Source organism: Phytopseudomonas argentinensis (assembly GCF_900113905.1).
GTDB lineage: Bacteria > Pseudomonadota > Gammaproteobacteria > Pseudomonadales > Pseudomonadaceae > Aquipseudomonas > Aquipseudomonas argentinensis.
The window spans coordinates 473,878-493,360 of sequence record NZ_FORC01000003.1 but is presented as its reverse complement, the minus strand read 5'-3'; the positions used below and the strand labels follow the sequence as shown (position 1 = coordinate 493,360).

The window sequence follows — 19,483 nt, the reverse complement described above, 5'->3', positions numbered from 1 at the left end:
GGTGTTGGTTTGCTGGGCAAGCCCTGGGGACTGATTGCCTCTTTATCCACAGGGCGGATATCCAGAGGTTTATCCGCCGGCTTGTCAACCAGGCTTATGGAGCGTTATCCACAGCGTTCAGAGTGTCCTTATCCGACATGTGGCAAATTGCCTAACACCTTGATTTACCATGTACTGATTGGCTCAGCTATGTGGATAACTACCCTGCTAGCGGCTACAATAGCTGCTGTTTTTGCCTCAGCGTTTTCAATCAGGGGATGTCCGTGTCCGTGGAACTTTGGCAGCAGTGCGTGGAACTCCTTCGCGATGAACTGCCTGCCCAGCAATTCAACACCTGGATCCGTCCACTACAGGTAGAAGCCGAAGGCGATGAGCTGCGTGTGTACGCCCCTAATCGCTTCGTTCTCGACTGGGTCAATGAAAAGTACATGGGCCGTATGCTCGAGCTGCTCGGTGAGCGGGCGACCGGCCTGGTACCGGCTATCTCGCTGCTGATCGGCAGCCGTCGCAGTTCGGCGCCGCGTGCGGTATTGACGCCTTCGCCATCGGCTTCCAGCTATAACAGCCCGGCACCCTCCGCGCCTCCCCCTGTCGCCCCCACGCCTCAGGTCAGTGCGCCGCCGCCCAAGCTGCCGGTGCAGACCGAGCCGTCGCGGGCCAGCTTCGATTCCATGGCCGGCGCCGCGTCCAGCGTGGCGCCGGCGCGCACCGAGCGCAACGTGCAGGTAGAAGGTGGCCTCAAGCACACCAGCTACCTGAACCGGACCTTCACCTTCGACAACTTCGTCGAGGGCAAGTCCAACCAGCTGGCCCGTGCCGCGGCCTGGCAGGTGGCGGACAACCCCAAGCATGGCTACAACCCGCTCTTCCTTTATGGGGGCGTCGGCCTCGGCAAGACTCACCTGATGCACGCGGTCGGTAACCACCTGCTGGCCAAGAATCCCAATGCCAAGGTCGTCTACCTGCATTCCGAGCGATTCGTGGCCGACATGGTCAAGGCGCTGCAGCTCAATGCCATCAACGAATTCAAGCGTTTCTACCGTTCGGTGGACGCGCTGCTGATCGATGACATCCAGTTCTTCGCCAAGAAGGAGCGCTCCCAGGAGGAATTCTTCCATACCTTCAATGCCCTGCTCGAGGGTGGCCAGCAGGTGATTCTCACCAGCGACCGCTACCCCAAGGAAATCGAAGGTCTGGAGGAGCGGTTGAAGTCGCGCTTCGGCTGGGGCCTGACGGTGGCGGTCGAGCCGCCCGAGCTGGAAACCCGCGTGGCGATCCTGATGAAAAAGGCCGATCAGGCCAAGGTGGACCTGCCCCACGATGCAGCCTTCTTCATCGCCCAACGTATTCGCTCCAACGTGCGCGAGCTGGAAGGTGCCTTGAAGCGGGTGATCGCACACTCGCACTTCATGGGCCGCGATATCACCATCGAGCTGATCCGCGAATCGCTGAAGGACCTGCTGGCCCTGCAGGACAAGCTGGTCAGCATCGACAATATCCAGCGCACCACGGCCGAGTACTACAAGATCAAGATCACCGATCTGTTGTCCAAACGTCGTTCGCGTTCCATCGCCAGGCCGCGTCAGGTGGCCATGGCCTTGTCCAAGGAACTGACCAACCACAGCCTGCCGGAAATCGGTGTGGCCTTCGGCGGTCGCGATCACACCACTGTGTTGCACGCCTGTCGTAAGATTGCTGAACTTAGGGGATCCGATGCGGACATCCGCGAGGATTACAAGAACCTGCTGCGTACACTGACCACTTGATACGCAACTCCATGCACGAGGCAAGGGACTAGACCATGCACTTCACCATTCAACGCGAAGCCCTGTTGAAACCCCTGCAACTGGTCGCCGGCGTCGTGGAACGCCGCCAGACCTTGCCGGTTCTGTCCAACGTTCTGCTGGTCGTCGAAGGCCAGCAGCTGTCGCTGACCGGTACCGACCTGGAGGTCGAGCTGGTCGGTCGCGTGGCCCTGGAAGATGCCGCCGAGCCAGGCGAGATCACCGTGCCGGCGCGCAAGCTGATGGACATCTGCAAGAGCCTGCCGGCCGATGCGTTGATCGATATTCGTGTCGACGAGCAGAAGCTGCTGGTCAAGGCCGGGCGCAGCCGTTTCACCCTGTCCACCCTGCCTGCCAATGACTTCCCCACCGTCGAGGAAGGTCCGGGCTCGCTGACCTTCAGCCTGGTGCAGAGCAAGCTGCGTCGCCTGATTGAGCGCACCAGTTTTGCCATGGCTCAGCAAGACGTGCGCTATTACCTCAACGGCATGCTGCTCGAAGTGCAGACCGGTATCCTGCGGGCCGTCGCTACTGATGGCCATCGCCTGGCGATGTGTTCCATGGAAGCCGCCATCGAGCAGGACGGCAAGCATCAGGTCATCGTGCCGCGCAAGGGGATTCTCGAACTGGCTCGCCTGTTGACCGAACAGGACGGTGAAGTGTCCATCGTCCTCGGCCAGCACCATATCCGTGCCACCACCGGTGAATTCACCTTCACCTCTAAGCTTGTCGATGGCAAGTTCCCGGATTACGAACGCGTGCTGCCCCGTGGTGGCGACAAGCTGGTGGTCGCCGATCGTCAGGGCCTGCGTGAAGCCTTCAGCCGTACTGCGATCCTCTCCAACGAGAAGTACCGCGGTATCCGCCTGCAACTGGCTGCTGGCTTGCTGAAAATTCAGGCCAACAATCCGGAGCAGGAAGAAGCGGAAGAAGAGATTGCCGTGGAGTACAACGGTGCTTCCCTGGAGATCGGCTTCAACGTCAGCTACCTGCTGGACGTACTGGGCGTGATGACCACCGAGCAGGTGCGCCTGATTCTGTCGGACTCCAACAGCAGTGCGCTGGTGCAGGAAGCCGACAATGACGACTCTGCCTACGTCGTCATGCCGATGCGTCTGTAATTCAAGCTGCTGAAAGGCAGCTTCCAGTGTCAGATAATCAGCCTTGGTATGTTCGGATGCAGCTTTGATCCGTAACATCCAAGGCTGATTTCGTTTCAGGTGGCCTGATCGCTGCCCTTCTCTTCCGGTCTGTTCATGTCCCTGACCCGCATCAATTTCACCGCCGTCCGCAATCTCGAGCCGTCAACCCTGCTGCCCTCGCCACGCATCAACATCCTCTATGGCGATAATGGCAGCGGCAAGACCAGCGTACTCGAAGGCATTCATCTGCTGGGCCTGGCGCGCTCCTTTCGCAGTGCTCGCCTGCTGCCGGTGATCCAGTACGAGCAGCAGGTCTGCACGTTGTTCGGGCAAGTGCAACTGAATGACGGTCGGCTGAGCAACCTCGGCGTGTCCCGGGATCGTCAGGGGGAGTTCCAGATTCGCATCGACGGGCAAAACGCGCGAAGTGCAGCGCAGCTTGCCGAAACGTTGCCCCTACAGCTGATCAACCCTGACAGCTTTCGCCTGCTGGAGGGTTCGCCGAAGGTCCGCAGGCAGTTCCTTGATTGGGGTGTGTTCCACGTGGAACCACGTTTTCTACCGGCTTGGCAGCGCCTGCAGAAGGCCCTCAAGCAGCGTAATTCGTGGCTTCGCCGTGGTACACTTGACGCCGTTTCGCAAGCGGCCTGGGATCGCGAGTTATGCCTGGCCAGTGATGAAATCGACAGTTATCGGCGATCCTACATACAGCAATTGAAGCCCGTCTTCGAGCGTACCCTCAGCGAGCTGGTCGAACTTAGCGGCCTGACGCTGAGCTATTACCGAGGATGGGACAAAGAGCGAGCCCTGAGCGAAGTGCTGACCTCGTCACTGCTGCGTGATCAGCAGATTGGGCACACCCAGTCTGGACCGCAGCGGGCGGATCTCAGGCTGAGGCTCGGAGCGCATAACGCGGCAGACATCCTGTCGCGGGGCCAGCAGAAGCTAGTTGTGTGCGCCTTGAGGATCGCCCAGGGGCACTTGGTTGATCAGGCCAAGCGCGGCCAATGCATCTATCTGGTGGATGACTTGCCGTCAGAACTGGATGAGCAGCATCGCCGCGCGTTGTGCCGGTTGTTGGAAGATTTGAACTGCCAGGTATTTATCACCTGTGTAGACCATGAATTGTTGAGCGATGGCTGGCAAACGGATACGCCGGTTTCCATGTTCCACGTGGAACATGGGCGTATCACCCAGACCCACGACCACCGGGAGTAAGGCATGAGCGAAAACCAAACGTACGACTCCAACAGTATCAAGGTACTGAAAGGCCTGGATGCCGTACGCAAGCGGCCAGGCATGTACATCGGTGACACCGACGATGGCAGCGGCCTGCACCACATGGTCTTCGAGGTGGTCGACAACTCCATCGACGAAGCCTTGGCTGGTCATTGCAGCGAGATCACCATCACCATCCATCCGGATGAGTCGATCAGTGTGCGTGATAACGGCCGTGGTATCCCGGTCGATATGCACAAGGAAGAAGGCGTATCTGCAGCAGAGGTCATCATGACCGTGCTGCACGCCGGCGGTAAGTTCGACGATAACAGCTACAAGGTCTCCGGCGGCCTGCACGGCGTGGGTGTGTCGGTGGTCAATGCCCTCTCCAAGGAGCTGGTGCTGACCATTCGCCGTAGCGGCAAGATCTGGGAGCAGACCTACGTCCACGGCGTGCCCCAGGCACCTCTGGCAGCGGTTGGTGACACCGATGGAACGGGCACCCAGATCCACTTCAAGCCCTCGGAAGACACCTTCGCCAATATCCACTTCAGCTGGGACATCCTCGCCAAGCGTCTGCGTGAACTGTCGTTCCTGAACTCCGGTGTGGGCATCCTGCTCAAGGACGAACGCACCGCCAAGGAAGAGCTGTTCAAATATGAAGGCGGTCTGCGTGCATTCGTCGAATACCTGAACGTCAACAAGACCGCGGTCAACCAGGTATTTCACTTCAACGTCCAGCGTGACGATGGTGTGGGTGTGGAAGTCGCCTTGCAGTGGAACGACAGCTTCAACGAAAACCTGCTGTGCTTCACCAATAACATTCCCCAGCGCGACGGCGGCACTCACCTTGCGGGCTTCCGCTCGGCGCTGACCCGTAACCTGAACAACTACATCGAACAGGAAGGCCTGGCCAAGAAGCACAAGGTCTCGACCACCGGTGACGATGCTCGTGAAGGCCTGACCGCGATCATTTCGGTGAAGGTGCCAGATCCCAAGTTCAGCTCCCAGACCAAGGACAAGCTGGTCTCCTCCGAGGTGAAAACTGCGGTGGAACAGGAAATGGGCAAGTACTTCGCCGACTTCCTGCTCGAGCACCCGAACGAAGCCAAGGCCGTTGTCGGCAAGATGATCGACGCGGCCCGTGCCCGTGAAGCGGCGCGCAAGGCCCGTGAAATGACCCGCCGCAAGGGCGCGCTGGACATCGCCGGGCTGCCAGGCAAACTGGCCGACTGTCAGGAGAAGGACCCTGCCCTTTCCGAACTGTACATCGTGGAGGGTGACTCCGCGGGCGGTTCTGCCAAGCAGGGCCGTAACCGCAAGACCCAGGCCATCCTGCCGCTCAAGGGCAAGATCCTCAACGTCGAGAAAGCACGCTTCGACAAGATGATTTCCTCTCAGGAGGTCGGCACGCTGATCACCGCCCTGGGTTGTGGCATCGGCCGTGAGGAATACAACATCGACAAACTGCGTTACCACAACATCATCATCATGACCGATGCTGACGTCGACGGTTCGCACATCCGTACCCTGCTGCTGACCTTCTTCTTCCGTCAGTTGCCGGAGCTGGTCGAGCGCGGCTACATCTACATCGCCCAGCCGCCGCTGTACAAGGTCAAGAAAGGCAAGCAGGAGCAGTACATCAAGGACGACGAGGCCATGGAGGAATACATGACCCAGTCGGCTCTGGAAGACGCCAGCCTGCACGTCAACGAAGCTGCTCCCGGCCTCTCCGGCGAGTCCCTGCAGCGTCTGGTCGGCGACTACCGCACGGTGATGAAAACCCTCAAGCGTCTGTCGCGTTTGTACCCGGAAGAGATCACCGAGCACTTCGTCTACCTGCAAGGCGTGACTCAGGAGATGCTCGCCGACCAGGACGTCATGGAAGCCTGGCGCCTGAAGTTCGATGCCCGCCTGAAGACCATGGATCGCTCCGGCCTGGCCTACAAGACCAGCCTGCGCGAAGATACCGAGCGCCACCTGTGGCTGCCGGAGGTCGAGATGATCTCCCATGGCAACTCCAGCTACATCACCTTCAACCGTGATTTCTTCACCAGCAACGATTACAAGACCGTCACCAGCCTGGGCGACCAGCTGAACAGCCTGCTGGAAGAAGGCGCCTACGTGCAGCGTGGCGAACGCAAGAAGCCGGTCACTACTTTCAAGGAAGCGCTGAGCTGGCTGATGACCGAGAGCACCAAGCGCCACAGCATCCAGCGCTACAAGGGGCTTGGCGAGATGAACCCGGATCAGCTGTGGGAAACCACCATGGACCCGGAAGTGCGCCGTATGCTCAAGGTGCGTATTGAAGACGCCATCGCCGCGGACCAGATCTTCAACACCCTGATGGGTGACGAAGTAGAACCGCGCCGTGACTTCATCGAGACCAACGCCCTGGCGGTGTCGAACCTCGACGTCTGATCGCGTTCAGAAGCACAAAAAACCCGGCCTGGCGCCGGGTTTTTTATTGCCCATCAACGGTTTAGTAGCCCGTCAGCCCCACCAGTAACGCACCATGTGGAAAAACACCGGGGCGGCGAAGCACACCGAGTCGAGGCGATCGAGCATGCCTCCGTGGCCTTCGATCATATGCCCCCAATCCTTGACGCCGCGGTCGCGCTTGATCGCCGACATGACCAGGCCGCCGGCGAAGCCGAGCAGGCATACCAACAGGGCGAACAGGCCCGCCTGCCAGAAGGCGAATGGGGTGATCCAGTACAGCGAGGCGCCAATCAGGGTGGCCAGGGCCACGCCACCAAAGAAGCCCTCCACGGTTTTCGATGGCGACAGGTTGGGCGCGATCTTGCGTTTGCCGGCCAGCTTGCCGCACACGTACTGCAGTACATCGGAGATCTGCACGACGATCACCAGCCAGGCGATCAGCAGCAGGTTGCGACCCTCGTAGTCAGCGATCTCCAGGGTCAGCAGCGCCGGTACGGTGGAGATGCAGTACACCGCGATCATCAGGCCCCACTGCACCTTGGAGGTTCGTTCCAAGAAGCGCGTGGTATCGCCGCCCAGGGACGACAGTATCGGCAGCAGCAGGAACACGTAGACCGGAATGAAGATGGCGAACAGGCCGTACCAGCCGATGCCGATCAACAGGTACTGCATCGGCAGCGCGAAGTAGAAGGCGGCGACCAGTGCCGGGTAGTCGCTGCGCCGGGTGGGCGTGAGGGTCATGAACTCGCGCAGCGCATAGAACGACACGCAATAGAACAGCACCACCACGCCGGTATTGCCGAACAGGAAGGCGAAGCCGATCACCAGCACCATCACCCACCAGGCATTGATGCGCGCGTTGAGGTTGTCGATCACGGCGTGTTGACCAGGGCCGGCACGCAGCTTCAGCAGCCAGCCGATCAGGCTGGCGAGGAGCAGAATGCCGCCAATGCCGGCAAACAACAGCATGGTATTGCGATCCATCTCAAACCTCCGCGGGAGCCAGGGTCAGCAGGGCATTACGGGCGCGTTCGAGGAAAGCCTCTTTGCCCTCCTCCTCGCCCATGCCCAGCGGCGCGCCGAAATTCAGGGTGCACAGCAGCGGCAGCGGCAGCGCTCGGCCCTTGGGCATGACACGGTTGAGATTGGCGATCCATACCGGGATCACCTCCACGTCCGGGCGCGCCTTGGCCAGGTGATAGAGGCCGGCCTTGAACGGCAGCAGGCCGTCCTCGAGGTTGCGGGTGCCTTCCGGGAAGACGATCAGCGAGTCGCCCTCGGCCAACGCATCGAGCATCGCCTGCAAGGGGTTGGCGTTGGGATCGCTGCGCTGGCGGTCGACCAGCACGCCGTTGAACACCCGCTGGATCAGGAAGCTGCGCAGCGCGCCCTTCATCCAGTAATCGGAGCCGGCCACTGGGCGGGTGCGCTTGCGCAGTTCAGCGGGCAGCGATGCCCAGAGCAACACGAAGTCGCCATGGCTGCTGTGGTTGGCGTAGTAGATACGCTGCACCGGCTGTGCGGTGCTGCCGAGCCACAGGGCCCGGGCACCGGTGAGCAGCCGCGCACCGGAGGTGATGAAAAAGGCGACCAGGGATGCGAGCATGGACAGTTCCTTATCCGAATCGAATGTGTGAGAGCCACGGCATCAGCACGATGGCCGCCAGGGCGACCAGCAGCTGTAGGGCCAGCCACAGTGCCTGTAGACGCAGCAGGCGTAGCGCGCCCTGGCTGCGTTGTTCCCAGGAGCGCCCTGGCTCGGCCTTGCGGCCCAGCCCGAGCAGCGCCTGATCGAGCTCGGTGGTGCGCCGCTCGAGCTGCTCGGGCGCGGCAGCCAGGGCGGCGAACAGCTCGGCATCGAGGGCGACGCGCAACGCGTAGTATTTCTGGATCAGGCCGCAGAGCAGCAGCGCGATGCACACCGCCGCGCCCGTGCTGAGTGCCATGAAACCAAGCAGCGGGCCCAGGCCGATGACGAGTGCGAGCAAGGTCAGCGCGCCCGACAAACGATCGAGGGCTTTGCCGCGGCGTAGCAGCCCGGCAACCAGCTGCAGTTGCATTTCATTGGCCATGTGGTGTGGCTCCCTCGGTGGATATCGAGTGGCTCAAAATGCCTTCCAGGGCCTGTAGATGCGCGTCTCCCAGCACAACCTGTGGGCGAGCCTGGCGCAGCCTTGAAACGGCCTCTGCGACGCTCCTGCAGCGGCCGCTATGCAGTAGCCAGGCGGCGATGGCGGTGGCGCTGCGTGAATAGCCCAGGGCACAGCACACCAGCACCGGCCCGTGGCTGCGCAGGTCTTCGATGGCCACTGCCGCCTGGAGGCAATGTTCACTGCTCGGCGTGATCAGATCGAGGCTGGCCAGTTCGCGGTAGACCTTGCCTTCCACCCGGCACGGCAGCTCGGCACAGAGGTCGGCGATGGCGGCGAACGCCTGCCCTTCTGCCTTGCCGGGAATGCGTCCGAGCCAGACGCCGTCGGCCACTTCATCGGGCTGCGGATGCTTGCGGGTCCAGGCTCGCGAGTTGATCCAGGCGCCGAGCAGATAGGGCGCCAACAGCCAGCTGCTGGCAGCGCTGAGACGGCCGTCCGCGCGCTTCTGAAAACCCTTGGCTCCGAACAGTACATAGTTCAACGCGACCATCAGCAGCGACAGGGCCGGCCACAGCAGCCACAAGGCGAAGCCGTCGAAATGAATCGCCACGGCGCTGCACAGAGCTGCGCCAAAGGCGTAACGCAGCGCCAACCGCCAGCGCCGCGGGTCGCGGGCCAGGCACCAGGCAAACAACGGGCTGCGCCCTTCGCTGGGCCACAGCCACAGGCACAGGCAACCGGCGAGCATGCCGGTCGGTACGTCGATGAAATGATGTTGCCAGGTGGTCAGCACCGACAGGCCGATCAGCAGAAACCAGATATGCACGACTGCACGCCACAGGCCGCTGGCGTGCTGGGCAAAGCAGGCCCAGAGCACCACCAGCAGGGTGATGTGCAGCGATGGCGCCTGGTTGAAGGGTTTGTCGAACCCCATCAGCACGTCGAACATCATGCCGAACAGCCCATCCAGTGCTGGCCGGTCGAAGGTGAAACGTAACGGCCAGAGCAGGAAGCAGCTGATGCAGATCACCTGGGCGGTGAGCAGTCGCAGGCCGAGGCGATCCACCGCGGCACGGGTGGCCGGTAGCAGGAAGGCCAGGCCGTAGAGCAGGTCGATGGACCAGTAGGGAATGATCGTCCACGGCCACAGGGGAATCAGCCACTCCCAGCCGAACACCAGGCTGCCGACGTCGTCACGCTGGCCGGTGAACCAGTTGGCGAAGCCATAGGTACCGAAGAACAGTGGCGCGAGCAGCAGCAGCCAGAGTACGCCGCGCTTCCATAGTCCGCTTTCACGGACGACCGCGGCGGGCGTCATCAGGACACCCGCTGCGCCAGGGACACGCTGAAGATGCCCCACTCATCGATGCGCTGGGTCAGCTTGCGAAATCCTGCCGCTTCGACCAGCTGATCCATCTCCGCCTGGCTACGCCGGCGCATCACCCAGGCCTCGCCGCCGCGGTGGCTGGTCAGCGCACGGGCGATCAGTTCCAGCTGCGGGTGCCAGGGTTGGCCGGTGTAGATCAGGTAGCCGCCCTCTTCCACGGCTGCCGCAAGGCCCGCCAGGGAGTCGCCGACCATGGTGTTGCTGGCGAACAATTCATACAGGCCGGAGACCACCGCCAGGGTAGGTTTCGGGTCGAGCGCGGCCAGGTCGGCCTTGTCGAAGGCATCGCCTTTGACGAATCGGGCGATGCTGCCCAGGCCTTTCTGCTCGATCAGTGCCGCGCCGTCGCGCACGTTGATGTCGCTGTAATCACGCAGCAGGATCGAATCCGGTTTGTCGCTGCCCTGCTCCAGCGCTTCGAGAATGTAACGTCCATGGCCGGCGGCGATATCGACGATACGCACTGGGTGGCTCTGCTCGCGCAGTTTGCCCATGGCCAGGCGCAGCAGCTCTTCGGCGTGCACCTTGCGCTGGCGAATGCCCCGCCAACCGATGGAGTTCAGGTAGTTGCGGTCGATCAGTCGACCAATCGGCGAGCTGCCGGTTGGCGTGTTGCGGTATACGTAATCCAGGGTGCTGCCCGAGTCGAAACCGGTCTCGAAACCCAGCTTCACGCCTGCAGACACACTGCTGCCGAGGCGCATGCCGGCCCGCGTGGCGCGCCAGTAGAGATCGCGCGGCGAGTTCTTCGGCAGTGGGGCCGCCAGTTCCTCGGCTTCGGCGCAGCTCCAGCCCAGGCAGTCGGCATCCAGCAGCGAGGGACGCTGTAGCGGTTGCTCGAAGGCTTTCAGTACGAAGCGGCGAATGCGGCTCAGCGCATGAGCACGGTCACGCTCGCCCAGGGTGTCGTGGAAGAACCCGGGCAGAATGTGCATTTCCTTGTCCAGGCTGCCCAGGCGCTGGAAGAACTGCTCCTGGGGTTTGCGGTGCACCACGAAGTCGCTGCCGGAGATCAGCAGCTGGGTGGGAATCTGAATCGCCTGGGCATCGGCGACCACGCGCTCGGCGGCGTCGTACAGGCCCAGCAGCATGTTCACCGAAATGGCGCGGGTAATCAGCGGGTCGTTGTCGAAGGAGGCAATGCGCTGCGGGTCGTGACTGAGGAACTTGGCTTTGACATAGCTGTTGACGAAGAAATTGCCGCGCCAGGCGCGCATCAGCTTCAGGCCCGGACGCGCGAACGGCACGTACAGCTTGACCTTGAATGCTGGCGAGGCGAGCACCAGTGCGCGGATCTTCGGCGCGTAATCATGGGCCCAGGTGGACACCACCACGGCGCCAACGCTTTGCGCCAGCACCACCATGTCTCCGGTATCGATGCTATACGTGGCTGCAATGTGGTCGATAAAGGTCTGTACGTCGCGCACGCTGGTGGCGAAGCTTGGGCTGTCGCCCCGTGCGCCTGGCGACTCACCGTGGCCGCGGGCATCCCAGGCGAAGAAGTCGAAGCCTTGCAGGCCCAGCTCGTCGACCAGATGGGCCATGCGCCCGCCATGCTCGTGACCGCGATGAAACATCACGATGGCGCGACGGGCTGCCCCGGGCTGCACATCGGCAGCCGGCCAGTGGCGATAGAACAGGCTGACGCCGTCGTGGGTCGTGAAGGTACTGGAGCGAGCTTCGATCATCGGGGGCATTCCTATTGCGCAGAGGAAGATGCTTGCGCCAGACCCTGGCGTACGCGGTTGAACAGCGTGTACAGCAGCAGCGCGGTGATGACCGCGAGAATCGGATCGATCCAGCTCAACGGCAGCAGCGCGGTGGCCACCCCTGCACCCAGCACGCCAAAGCAGAAGGCACGGTCGCTCTTGCCCATCGGCCCGTCATAGCGGCGCGCGGCGCCCACCATCGGGCCCATCACCCCGGCGTATTCGCTGATCAGCGCGAACAGCACCAGCACCACCACCAAGGTCGGCGAGACCCCGGGCAGCAACGCAAAGGGCAGGAACAACGCGGCATCGGCGATCACGTCGCAGAGTTCATTTAGGTAGGCGCCCAGCGTCGATTGTTGGCCAAACTCGCGGGCCAGCATGCCATCCACGGCGTTGAGCGCCATGCGCAGAATCATCCACAGCGGGATCAGGGCGAACAGCCAGAGCCGCTCGGGAGAGATGGCCAGCAGCAGGCCGATGAGCACCGATACGACGGCGGCGCTCAGGGTTACCTGATTGGCGGTCACGCCAGCGTCGAAAAGACGCTGTACCAGGGGACGCAAGAGGTTCTGAAAGCGCGGTTTCAGCTGATAAATCGAAAGCATGTCACGAACTCCGTTTCGCCATGTTTCTATGTCTGGCAGACCGCCAGCTTAGCCGGTTGAGCCCCTACTAAGCGATACGCCAACGTGAACATCGTCAAGTTGCCGCGTAAAACTTATGCCCAATTTATCGACAGTTTAGGTACCAATAAAAATCCATTTAAATCAGTATCTTGAGCTAGAAAATTCAATTAAAAAAGAATTTGCTCAACAGGTTATCCACAGATGGGCCGGGTCAGGCGAGGTCGTTGGCGGTTTCCACCGGAGCGGCCTGTGGGTTCAGCGCACCGATTTCGCATTGCGCCTGGCTGACCCATTGAAATGCGCGCTCGTTGAGATTGGCGATCGCCCGTGGGCCTTCGCCTTCTGCGTACATGGCCGGGCCGATTACCACCTGCACCACGCCCGGCTTCTTGCTCCAGCCGTCCTTCGGCCAGAACTGCCCGGCATTGTGGGCAATCGGCAGCACCGGCAGGTTGCTGTTGACTGCCAGGGCGGTACCACCCCGGGAGAATTTGCCGATCTGGCCGTCCGGGATGCGTGTGCCCTCCGGGAACACCAACACCCAGGCGCCCTGCTCCAGGCGTGTGCGGCCTTGCTGGGCCAGTTGCTTGAGTGCGGCCTTGGGGTTGCTGCGGTCGATGGCGATGGGTTTGAGCATGGCCAGCGCCCAGCCAAAGAACGGCACGCACATCAGCTCGCGCTTGATTACCTGGCTAAGCGGCTCGAAGTAGGCGCACAGGAAAAAGGTCTCCCAGGTGCTCTGGTGTTTGGCGAGAATGACGCAGGGGCGCTCGGGGATGTTTTCCTGACCCCTGATCTCGTAGCTGATGCCGGCGACTACCTTGGCCAGCCACACCGCGCAACGGCACCAGTTCTGCACCACGAAACGGTAGCGGGCACGAAATGGCAGGAATGGCGCGACGAATACGCTGATGATGCACCAGACGAACGAGCTGGAAGACAGCAACAGGTAGAAGAGGAAGGTTCTGAGGAACTGCACTGTCGACATGTGAGCAATTACCGTGGCAGGTCGGGCCTGCGCTATCAAGTGAGAAGCTGGGCAGCCACGGCTGCCAGGTCATCGAATACCAGCGTGCCCGCCGGCAGTCCTTTGGTCAGGGTGCGTTCACCCTTGCCGGTTTTCACCAGCACCGGCTGACAATCGACGGCTCGCGCCGTTTCCAGGTCACTGGCGCTGTCGCCGACGAACCAGATTCCGCTCAGCGCCACGCCGTAGTGCTCGCCTATCTGGCGCAGCATGCCGGGCTTGGGCTTGCGGCACTCGCAGCCGTCGTCCGGGCCGTGGGGGCACTTCACGATCAGGCCGACTTCACCGCCCTGCTCGGCCACCAGTTCGCGCAAGCGCGCGTGCATGGACTCCAGCACGCTCAGCGGGTAATAGCCGCGGGCGATGCCGGACTGGTTGGTAGCCACGGCCACGGTCCAGCCGGCCTTGCTCAGCGCGGCGATGGCCTCGATGGAGCCGGGGATCGGAATCCACTCATCGAGGCTTTTGATATAGGCGTCGGAGTCATGGTTGATGACCCCGTCGCGGTCGAGAATGATCAGCTTCACGCGTGTTCCTCAATGCCCAGCCCCTAGGGGCCGGGCAAGGTGATCAGCCCAGCACCGAGATGTCGGCGACACCCAGGAACAAGCCACGCAGACGCGCCAGCAGCGCATAGCGGTTGGCACGTACCTTGGGATCTTCAGCATTGACCAGAACCGCTTCGAAGAAGCTGTCCACCGGCGTGCGCAGCGAGGCCAGTTGGGCCAGCGCCTCGCGGTACTGACGCGACTGCGCCAATGGCTGCACGGCGTTGTCGGCCTTCTGGATCGCGGCGTTGAGGGCGAACTCGGCCGGCGTATCGAAGTAGTGGGCCTCGATGCTGCTGGCGATCTGGCCGTCGGCCTTGCTCAGCAGGTTGGACACGCGCTTGTTGGCGGCGGCCAAGGCGTCGGCTTCGGGCAGCGTGCGGAAGGCCTGCACGGCCTGCACGCGCTGGTCGAAGTCCAATGGCGACATCGGGTTCACTGCACGCACGGCCTGGTAGACCGATACGTCCACGCCTTCGTCTTCGTAGCGCGCACGCAGGCGGTCGAAGATGAACTCCAGCACCTGCGGAGCCAGGCCGGCGGCCTTGACCTTGCTGCCGTACTGGCGCACGGCGAATTCGACGGTGGCGCCCAGATCGAGCTCCAGGCCCTTTTCGATCAGGATGCGCAGCACGCCCAGGGCGGCACGACGCAGTGCGTAGGGGTCCTTGCTGCCGGTGGGCAGCATGCCGATACCGAAGATACCGACCAGGGTGTCGAGCTTGTCAGCCAGGGCTACCGCTGCACCGGTCAGGGTGCTTGGCAGCTCGGCGCCGGCACCGCGCGGCATGTACTGCTCGTTCAGGGCCAGGGCGACGTCTTCCGGCTCGCCGTCGTTGAGGGCGTAGTAGTAACCGGCGATGCCCTGCATCTCCGGGAACTCGCCGACCATTTCACTGGCCAGGTCGCACTTGCTCAGCAGGCCGGCGCGGGCGCCGCGCTTGGCATCGCCGCCGATGCGCCCGGCGATGAAGCCGGCCAGGGCGGAAATACGCTGGGCCTTGTCGTAGACGGTGCCGAGCTGGGCCTGGAACACCACGTTGGCCAGGCGCTGATTGAAGGCTTCCAGCGGCTGCTTCTTGTCCTGCTTGAAGAAGAACTCGGCGTCGGTGAGGCGTGGGCGTACCACTTTCTCGTTGCCGGAGACGATCTGCGCCGGGTCCTTGCTCTCGACGTTGGCCACGGTGATGAAGCGCGGCAGCAGCTTGCCGTTGGCATCGAGCAGGCAGAAGTATTTCTGGTTGTCCTGCATGGTGGTGATCAGCGCTTCCTGGGGCACTTCCAGGAAGCGTTCCTCGAAGGAGCAGACCAGCGGCACCGGCCATTCGACCAGGGCGCTGACTTCGTCGAGCAGCGCCGGCGGCACGATAGCGGTGCCCTGCTGCTCGGCGGCCAACTGTTCGATGCGCTTGGCGATTTGCTCGCGGCGCTCGGCAGCGTCGGCGATCACGTAGGCGGCGCGCAGCTCCTGGGCGTACATGGCCGGCGCGGAGATGCGCACTTCATGGTTGGCATGGAAGCGGTGGCCGCGGGAGAAGCGGTTGGCCTTCTGGGCGAGGATTTCGCAGTCGACGATCTGGTCGCCGAACAGCATCACCAGCCACTGGCTCGGGCGTACGAATTCGGTCTTGCGGGCGCCCCAGCGCATGCGCTTGGGAATCGGCAGCTCGTTCAGCGAGTTTTCCACGATGCCGGGCAGCAGCGTGTAGGCACGCTGGCCAGGGATGTGCTGGCTGAACTTCAGCTTCGGCCCGCTCTGGTCGATGGCCGCAAGCTCCACGCCGCACTTCTTGGCGAAGCCCAAGGCAGCCTGGGTCGGGTTGCCCTCGGCGTCGAAGGCAGCCTGCACGGGCGGGCCGTCGAGGTTGACGGTGCGGTCCGGCTGTTCGGTGGCCAGTTGCTCGACCAGCACGGCCAGGCGACGCGGCGCGGCGTAGTAGCGCGCACCGCTGTAGCTCAGGCCGGCGGCCTTGAGGCCTTTTTCGACCCCGGCGAGAAAGGACTCGCCAAGGGTTTTCAGGGCTTTGGGTGGCAGCTCTTCGGTGCCCAGTTCAACCAGAAAATCGAGCGCACTCATTCTGCTGCCTCCAGCTTGGCCAGTACTTCATCACGCAGATCGGCGGTGGCGAGCGGGAAGCCCAGGCGTCGACGGGCCTGCAGATAACTCTGCGCCACGGCGCGGGCCAGGGTGCGCACGCGCAGGATGTACTGCTGGCGCGCGGTCACCGAAATGGCGCGGCGGGCGTCCAGCAGGTTGAAGGTATGCGAAGCCTTGAGGACCATCTCGTAGGTCGGCAGCGGCAGCTCCAGCTCGATCAGGCGGTTGGCTTCGCTCTCGTAGAAATCGAACAGCTCGAACAGCTTCTCGACGTTGGCGTGCTCGAAGTTGTAGGTCGATTGCTCCACTTCGTTCTGGTGGAACACGTCGCCATAGGTGACCTTGCCGAACTGGCCGTCGGTCCATACCAGGTCGTAGACCGAGTCAACGCCCTGCAGGTACATGGCCAGGCGCTCGAGGCCGTAGGTGATCTCGCCAGTGACCGGGTAGCACTCGATGCCGCCGACCTGCTGGAAGTAGGTGAACTGAGTGACTTCCATGCCGTTGAGCCAGATCTCCCAACCCAGACCCCAGGCGCCGAGGGTCGGCGATTCCCAGTTGTCTTCGACGAAACGGATGTCGTGCACTTCAGGGTCGAGGCCGATGGCCTTCAGCGAGCCGAGGTACAGCTCCTGGAAGTTTTCCGGATTCGGCTTGAGTACTACCTGGAACTGGTAGTAATGCTGCAGGCGGTTGGGGTTCTCACCGTAGCGGCCGTCGGTCGGGCGACGCGATGGCTGCACGTAGGCGGCGTTCCAGGTTTCCGGGCCGATGGCACGCAGGAAGGTCGCGGTGTGGAAGGTACCGGCGCCCACTTCCATGTCATAGGGTTGCAGTACCACACAGCCTTGCTCGGCCCAGTATTGTTGCAGGGCGAGGATCAGGTCCTGGAAGGTGCGCACGGCAGGCGTTGTCTGGCTCACGAAAAATTCACCTGTTGGGGCTGCGACAGAAAGCCGGGGAGTATACCCGATGCAAGGCGCAGCCCGCATGCTGCGCCGCGTTGACTGATAAAGTGCAGCGCTGCAGAGCACACCCTGTGGATATCCTCGCGGGCTGTCATGAATTTGAAAGCAACGAGAGGCGACTCGCCCCTGCCTTTGTGGGAGCGCCATGCGTGCGAAGCGGTCATCAGCGTTTCGGCGGGAAAGCTGGCGGTCGGGCTCGATATGGCCCCCGGGTTTCACCCAGGCTACAGGCGCTGATAGTCCGCGGTTATAGTCTGCCCTCGCCCATCGCCGAGCCGACTGCCATGCCCCGCTGTTTCTGGTGTAACGACGACCCGCTGTACCAGGCCTACCACGATGAGGAATGGGGCGTGCCGTCGCGTGATCCCCAGCACCTGTTCGAGATGCTGCTGCTCGAAGGGGCCCAGGCCGGGCTGTCGTGGATCACCGTGCTGAAGAAACGCGAGCGATATCGTGAGGTGCTGTTTGGTTTCGATGCCCAGCGCCTGGCAGCGATGAGCGATGCCTATATCGATACCCTGATGCAGGACCCTGGCATCATCCGCAATCGCCTCAAGCTACAGGCGGTGCGCAAGAACGCCCAGGCCTGGCTGCGCCTCGATGATCCGGTGACGCTGCTCTGGTCATTCGTCGGCGGCCAGCCGAAGATCAACCACTTCGCTGGCCGCGGCGAGGTGCCGGCGGTGACCCCCGAAGCCGAGGCCATGAGCAAGGCGCTGAAGAAGGCCGGCTTCACCTTTGTCGGCCCGACCATCTGCTACGCCTTCATGCAGGCCACCGGCATGGTCATGGATCACACCCGCGACTGCGATCGCTACGCACAACTGCAAACGGAGAAGCAGCCATGAGCACCACCATCGACACCCTCGAACAACTCCAGGCGCTCTACGGCGTACCCCACGAGCGCTCGCTGCGCAAGGAGCTGACCTACCTGAGCGCGCCTTACCAGGCACTGGTGGCTGCCTCGCCGTTCGTGGTGCTGGGCACCCGTGGCGCGGATGGGCTGGACTGTTCGCCACGCGGCGATGCGCCGGGCTTCGTGCGAATCCTCGATGAACATACCCTGTTGCTGCCGGATCGCCCGGGCAACAACCGCATCGACAGCCTGCGCAACATCATCCACGACCCCCATGTGGCACTGCTGTTTCTGATTCCCGGCGTCGGCGAGAGCTTCCGGGTCAACGGCCGCGCGACCATCTCGCTGGATCCCGAATTGCTGGCGCTGTGCGAGGCGCAGGGCAAGCTGCCGCGCAGCGTACTGCGCATCCACGTCGACACCTGCTACTTCCAGTGCTCCAAGGCGGCAGTGCGTTCCGGCCTGTGGGATGCCGATCGGCAGGTCGAGCGAGCCAGCCTGCCGTCAGCCGGCGACCTGCTCAAATCGGTACTGGACGCCGGGTTCGACGTGCAGGCCTACGAGCAACAGCTGCAGGAACGCCTGAAAACCCAGCTTTATTGAACGTTTCGTCGTTTCTGATCGTGTATGTAACAGTCACGCCGGCCCCGGAGGGTTACAATACGCGCCCTTTTTTCTCGGGAGCTGCTTGTGGAAAAGCTCAAAGGCGCGCTGGTGGTCGGATCCCTGCGCTTGTTCGCCCTCCTGCCCTGGCGCGCCGTGCAGTCGCTCGGCGCGATGATCGGCTGGCTGATGTGGAAGTTGCCCAACGGCTCCCGTGAAGTCGTGCGCATCAACCTGGCCAAGTGCTTTCCGGAATTGACCGCCGCCGAGCACGACAAGCTGGTTGGCCGCAGTTTGATGGACATCGGCCGCACCCTCACCGAGAGCGCCTGCGCCTGGGTCTGGCCGGCGCACAAGTCGCTGGCGCGGGTGCGCGAAGTCGAAGGCCTGGAAGTGCTCGAAGCTGCCCTGGCCTCCGGCAAGGGTGTGGTCGGCATCACCAGCCACCTGGGCAACTGGGAGGTGCTCAACCACTTCTACTGCTCGCAGTGCAAACCGATCATTTTCTACCGCCCGCCCAAGCTCAAGGCGGTCGATGACCTGCTGCGCGAGCAGCGCGTGCAGCTGGGCAACCGCGTGGCGCCGTCGACCAAGGAAGGCATCCTCAGTGTCATCAAGGAAGTGCGCAAGGGCGGCGCCGTGGGTATCCCCGCCGACCCGGAGCCAAGCCTGTCGTCCGGCATGTTCGTACCCTTCTGCGGCACCACCGCGCTGACCAGCAAGTTCGTGCCGGGCATGCTCGCCGGCGGCAAGGCGGTCGGCGTATTCCTGCATGCGCTGCGCCTGGAAGATGGTTCCGGCTACAAGGTGATTCTCGAAGCCGCGCCGGAGGGCATGTACAGCGAAGACACCCACACCGCAGTGGCGGCCATGAGTGGCGTGGTCGAGAAGTACGTGCGCGCCTATCCCAGCCAGTACATGTGGAGCATGAAGCGCTTCAAGAAACGCCCCGAAGGCGAAGAGCGCTGGTACTGAAACC

17 protein-coding genes are annotated in these 19,483 nt (G+C 62.6%); 7 read left to right on the top strand and 10 right to left on the bottom strand.

What is annotated here, in order from left to right; genetic code table 11:
* Positions 1-263: 263 nt before the first annotated feature.
* The 4 genes from dnaA (at position 264) to gyrB (ending at position 6,565) form a co-directional block, all read left to right on the top strand.
* Complete coding sequence (gene dnaA / locus BM154_RS16800) at positions 264-1,766, top strand: chromosomal replication initiator protein DnaA (protein ID WP_074887158.1); 1,503 nt, start codon at positions 264-266, stop codon at positions 1,764-1,766.
* Between the two features lie 35 nt (positions 1,767-1,801).
* On the top strand, positions 1,802-2,905 hold the full coding sequence (gene dnaN, locus BM154_RS16795; RefSeq protein WP_074886587.1) for a DNA polymerase III subunit beta: 1,104 nt from the start codon (positions 1,802-1,804) through the stop codon (positions 2,903-2,905).
* 135 nt (positions 2,906-3,040) lie between these two features.
* On the top strand, positions 3,041-4,144 hold the full coding sequence (gene recF, locus BM154_RS16790) for a DNA replication/repair protein RecF (RefSeq protein ID WP_074886584.1): 1,104 nt from the start codon (positions 3,041-3,043) through the stop codon (positions 4,142-4,144).
* A 3-nt stretch (positions 4,145-4,147) separates the two neighbouring features.
* A complete protein-coding gene (gene gyrB / locus BM154_RS16785; RefSeq protein WP_074886581.1) occupies positions 4,148-6,565 on the top strand; it encodes a DNA topoisomerase (ATP-hydrolyzing) subunit B in 2,418 nt (805 codons plus the stop codon).
* A gap of 72 nt (positions 6,566-6,637) precedes the next feature.
* Here gyrB and BM154_RS16780 read toward each other — a convergent pair whose 3' ends face one another.
* The 10 genes from BM154_RS16780 to glyQ all read right to left on the bottom strand — a co-directional run bounded on the left by BM154_RS16780 (position 6,638) and on the right by glyQ (position 17,000).
* A complete protein-coding gene (locus tag BM154_RS16780; protein WP_074886577.1) occupies positions 6,638-7,570 on the bottom strand; it encodes a phosphatidate cytidylyltransferase in 933 nt (310 codons plus the stop codon).
* 1 nt (position 7,571) lies between these two features.
* Entirely contained in the window at positions 7,572-8,192 is a 621-nt protein-coding gene (locus tag BM154_RS16775; RefSeq protein WP_074886574.1) for a lysophospholipid acyltransferase family protein, read from the bottom strand.
* A gap of 10 nt (positions 8,193-8,202) precedes the next feature.
* Positions 8,203-8,658, bottom strand: coding sequence for a hypothetical protein (locus BM154_RS16770; protein ID WP_074886571.1), 456 nt, complete (start codon positions 8,656-8,658; stop codon positions 8,203-8,205).
* Positions 8,648-9,997 carry a phosphatase PAP2/dual specificity phosphatase family protein gene (locus BM154_RS16765; protein WP_074886568.1) on the bottom strand — a complete coding sequence of 450 codons (1,350 nt, stop codon included), beginning with the start codon at positions 9,995-9,997 and terminating at the stop codon, positions 8,648-8,650. Before BM154_RS16765 ends, BM154_RS16770 begins: the two co-directional genes overlap by 11 nt.
* Entirely contained in the window at positions 9,997-11,754 is a 1,758-nt protein-coding gene (locus tag BM154_RS16760; protein WP_074886564.1) for a bifunctional alpha/beta hydrolase/class I SAM-dependent methyltransferase, read from the bottom strand. The genes BM154_RS16765 and BM154_RS16760 overlap by 1 nt, the downstream gene beginning before the upstream one ends.
* Positions 11,755-11,765: 11 nt before the next feature.
* Positions 11,766-12,383: a CDP-alcohol phosphatidyltransferase family protein gene (locus BM154_RS16755; RefSeq protein ID WP_074886561.1), complete on the bottom strand. Its 618-nt coding sequence runs from the start codon at positions 12,381-12,383 to the stop codon at positions 11,766-11,768.
* A gap of 232 nt (positions 12,384-12,615) precedes the next feature.
* Entirely contained in the window at positions 12,616-13,392 is a 777-nt protein-coding gene (locus BM154_RS16750; RefSeq protein ID WP_074886558.1) for a lysophospholipid acyltransferase family protein, read from the bottom strand.
* Positions 13,393-13,427: 35 nt separating this feature from the next.
* Complete coding sequence (gene gmhB / locus BM154_RS16745) at positions 13,428-13,958, bottom strand: D-glycero-beta-D-manno-heptose 1,7-bisphosphate 7-phosphatase (protein ID WP_074886555.1); 531 nt, start codon at positions 13,956-13,958, stop codon at positions 13,428-13,430.
* A gap of 43 nt (positions 13,959-14,001) precedes the next feature.
* The gene (gene glyS / locus BM154_RS16740; RefSeq protein WP_074886552.1) at positions 14,002-16,056 is read right to left on the bottom strand and encodes a glycine--tRNA ligase subunit beta; all 2,055 of its coding nucleotides are present in this window, start codon (positions 16,054-16,056) and stop codon (positions 14,002-14,004) included.
* On the bottom strand, positions 16,053-17,000 hold the full coding sequence (gene glyQ, locus BM154_RS16735) for a glycine--tRNA ligase subunit alpha (RefSeq protein ID WP_074886548.1): 948 nt from the start codon (positions 16,998-17,000) through the stop codon (positions 16,053-16,055). Before glyQ ends, glyS begins: the two co-directional genes overlap by 4 nt.
* Before the next feature lie 329 nt (positions 17,001-17,329).
* On the opposite strand from glyQ, the gene BM154_RS16730 reads away from it, so the two are divergent.
* The 3 genes from BM154_RS16730 (at position 17,330) to BM154_RS16720 (ending at position 19,479) form a co-directional block, all read left to right on the top strand.
* Positions 17,330-17,893, top strand: coding sequence for a DNA-3-methyladenine glycosylase I (locus BM154_RS16730; protein ID WP_074886545.1), 564 nt, complete (start codon positions 17,330-17,332; stop codon positions 17,891-17,893).
* Positions 17,890-18,504: a pyridoxamine 5'-phosphate oxidase family protein gene (locus BM154_RS16725; RefSeq protein ID WP_074886542.1), complete on the top strand. Its 615-nt coding sequence runs from the start codon at positions 17,890-17,892 to the stop codon at positions 18,502-18,504. Before BM154_RS16730 ends, BM154_RS16725 begins: the two co-directional genes overlap by 4 nt.
* Before the next feature lie 87 nt (positions 18,505-18,591).
* Entirely contained in the window at positions 18,592-19,479 is an 888-nt protein-coding gene (locus BM154_RS16720) for a lysophospholipid acyltransferase (RefSeq protein ID WP_074886539.1), read from the top strand.
* Positions 19,480-19,483 lie beyond the last annotated feature (4 nt).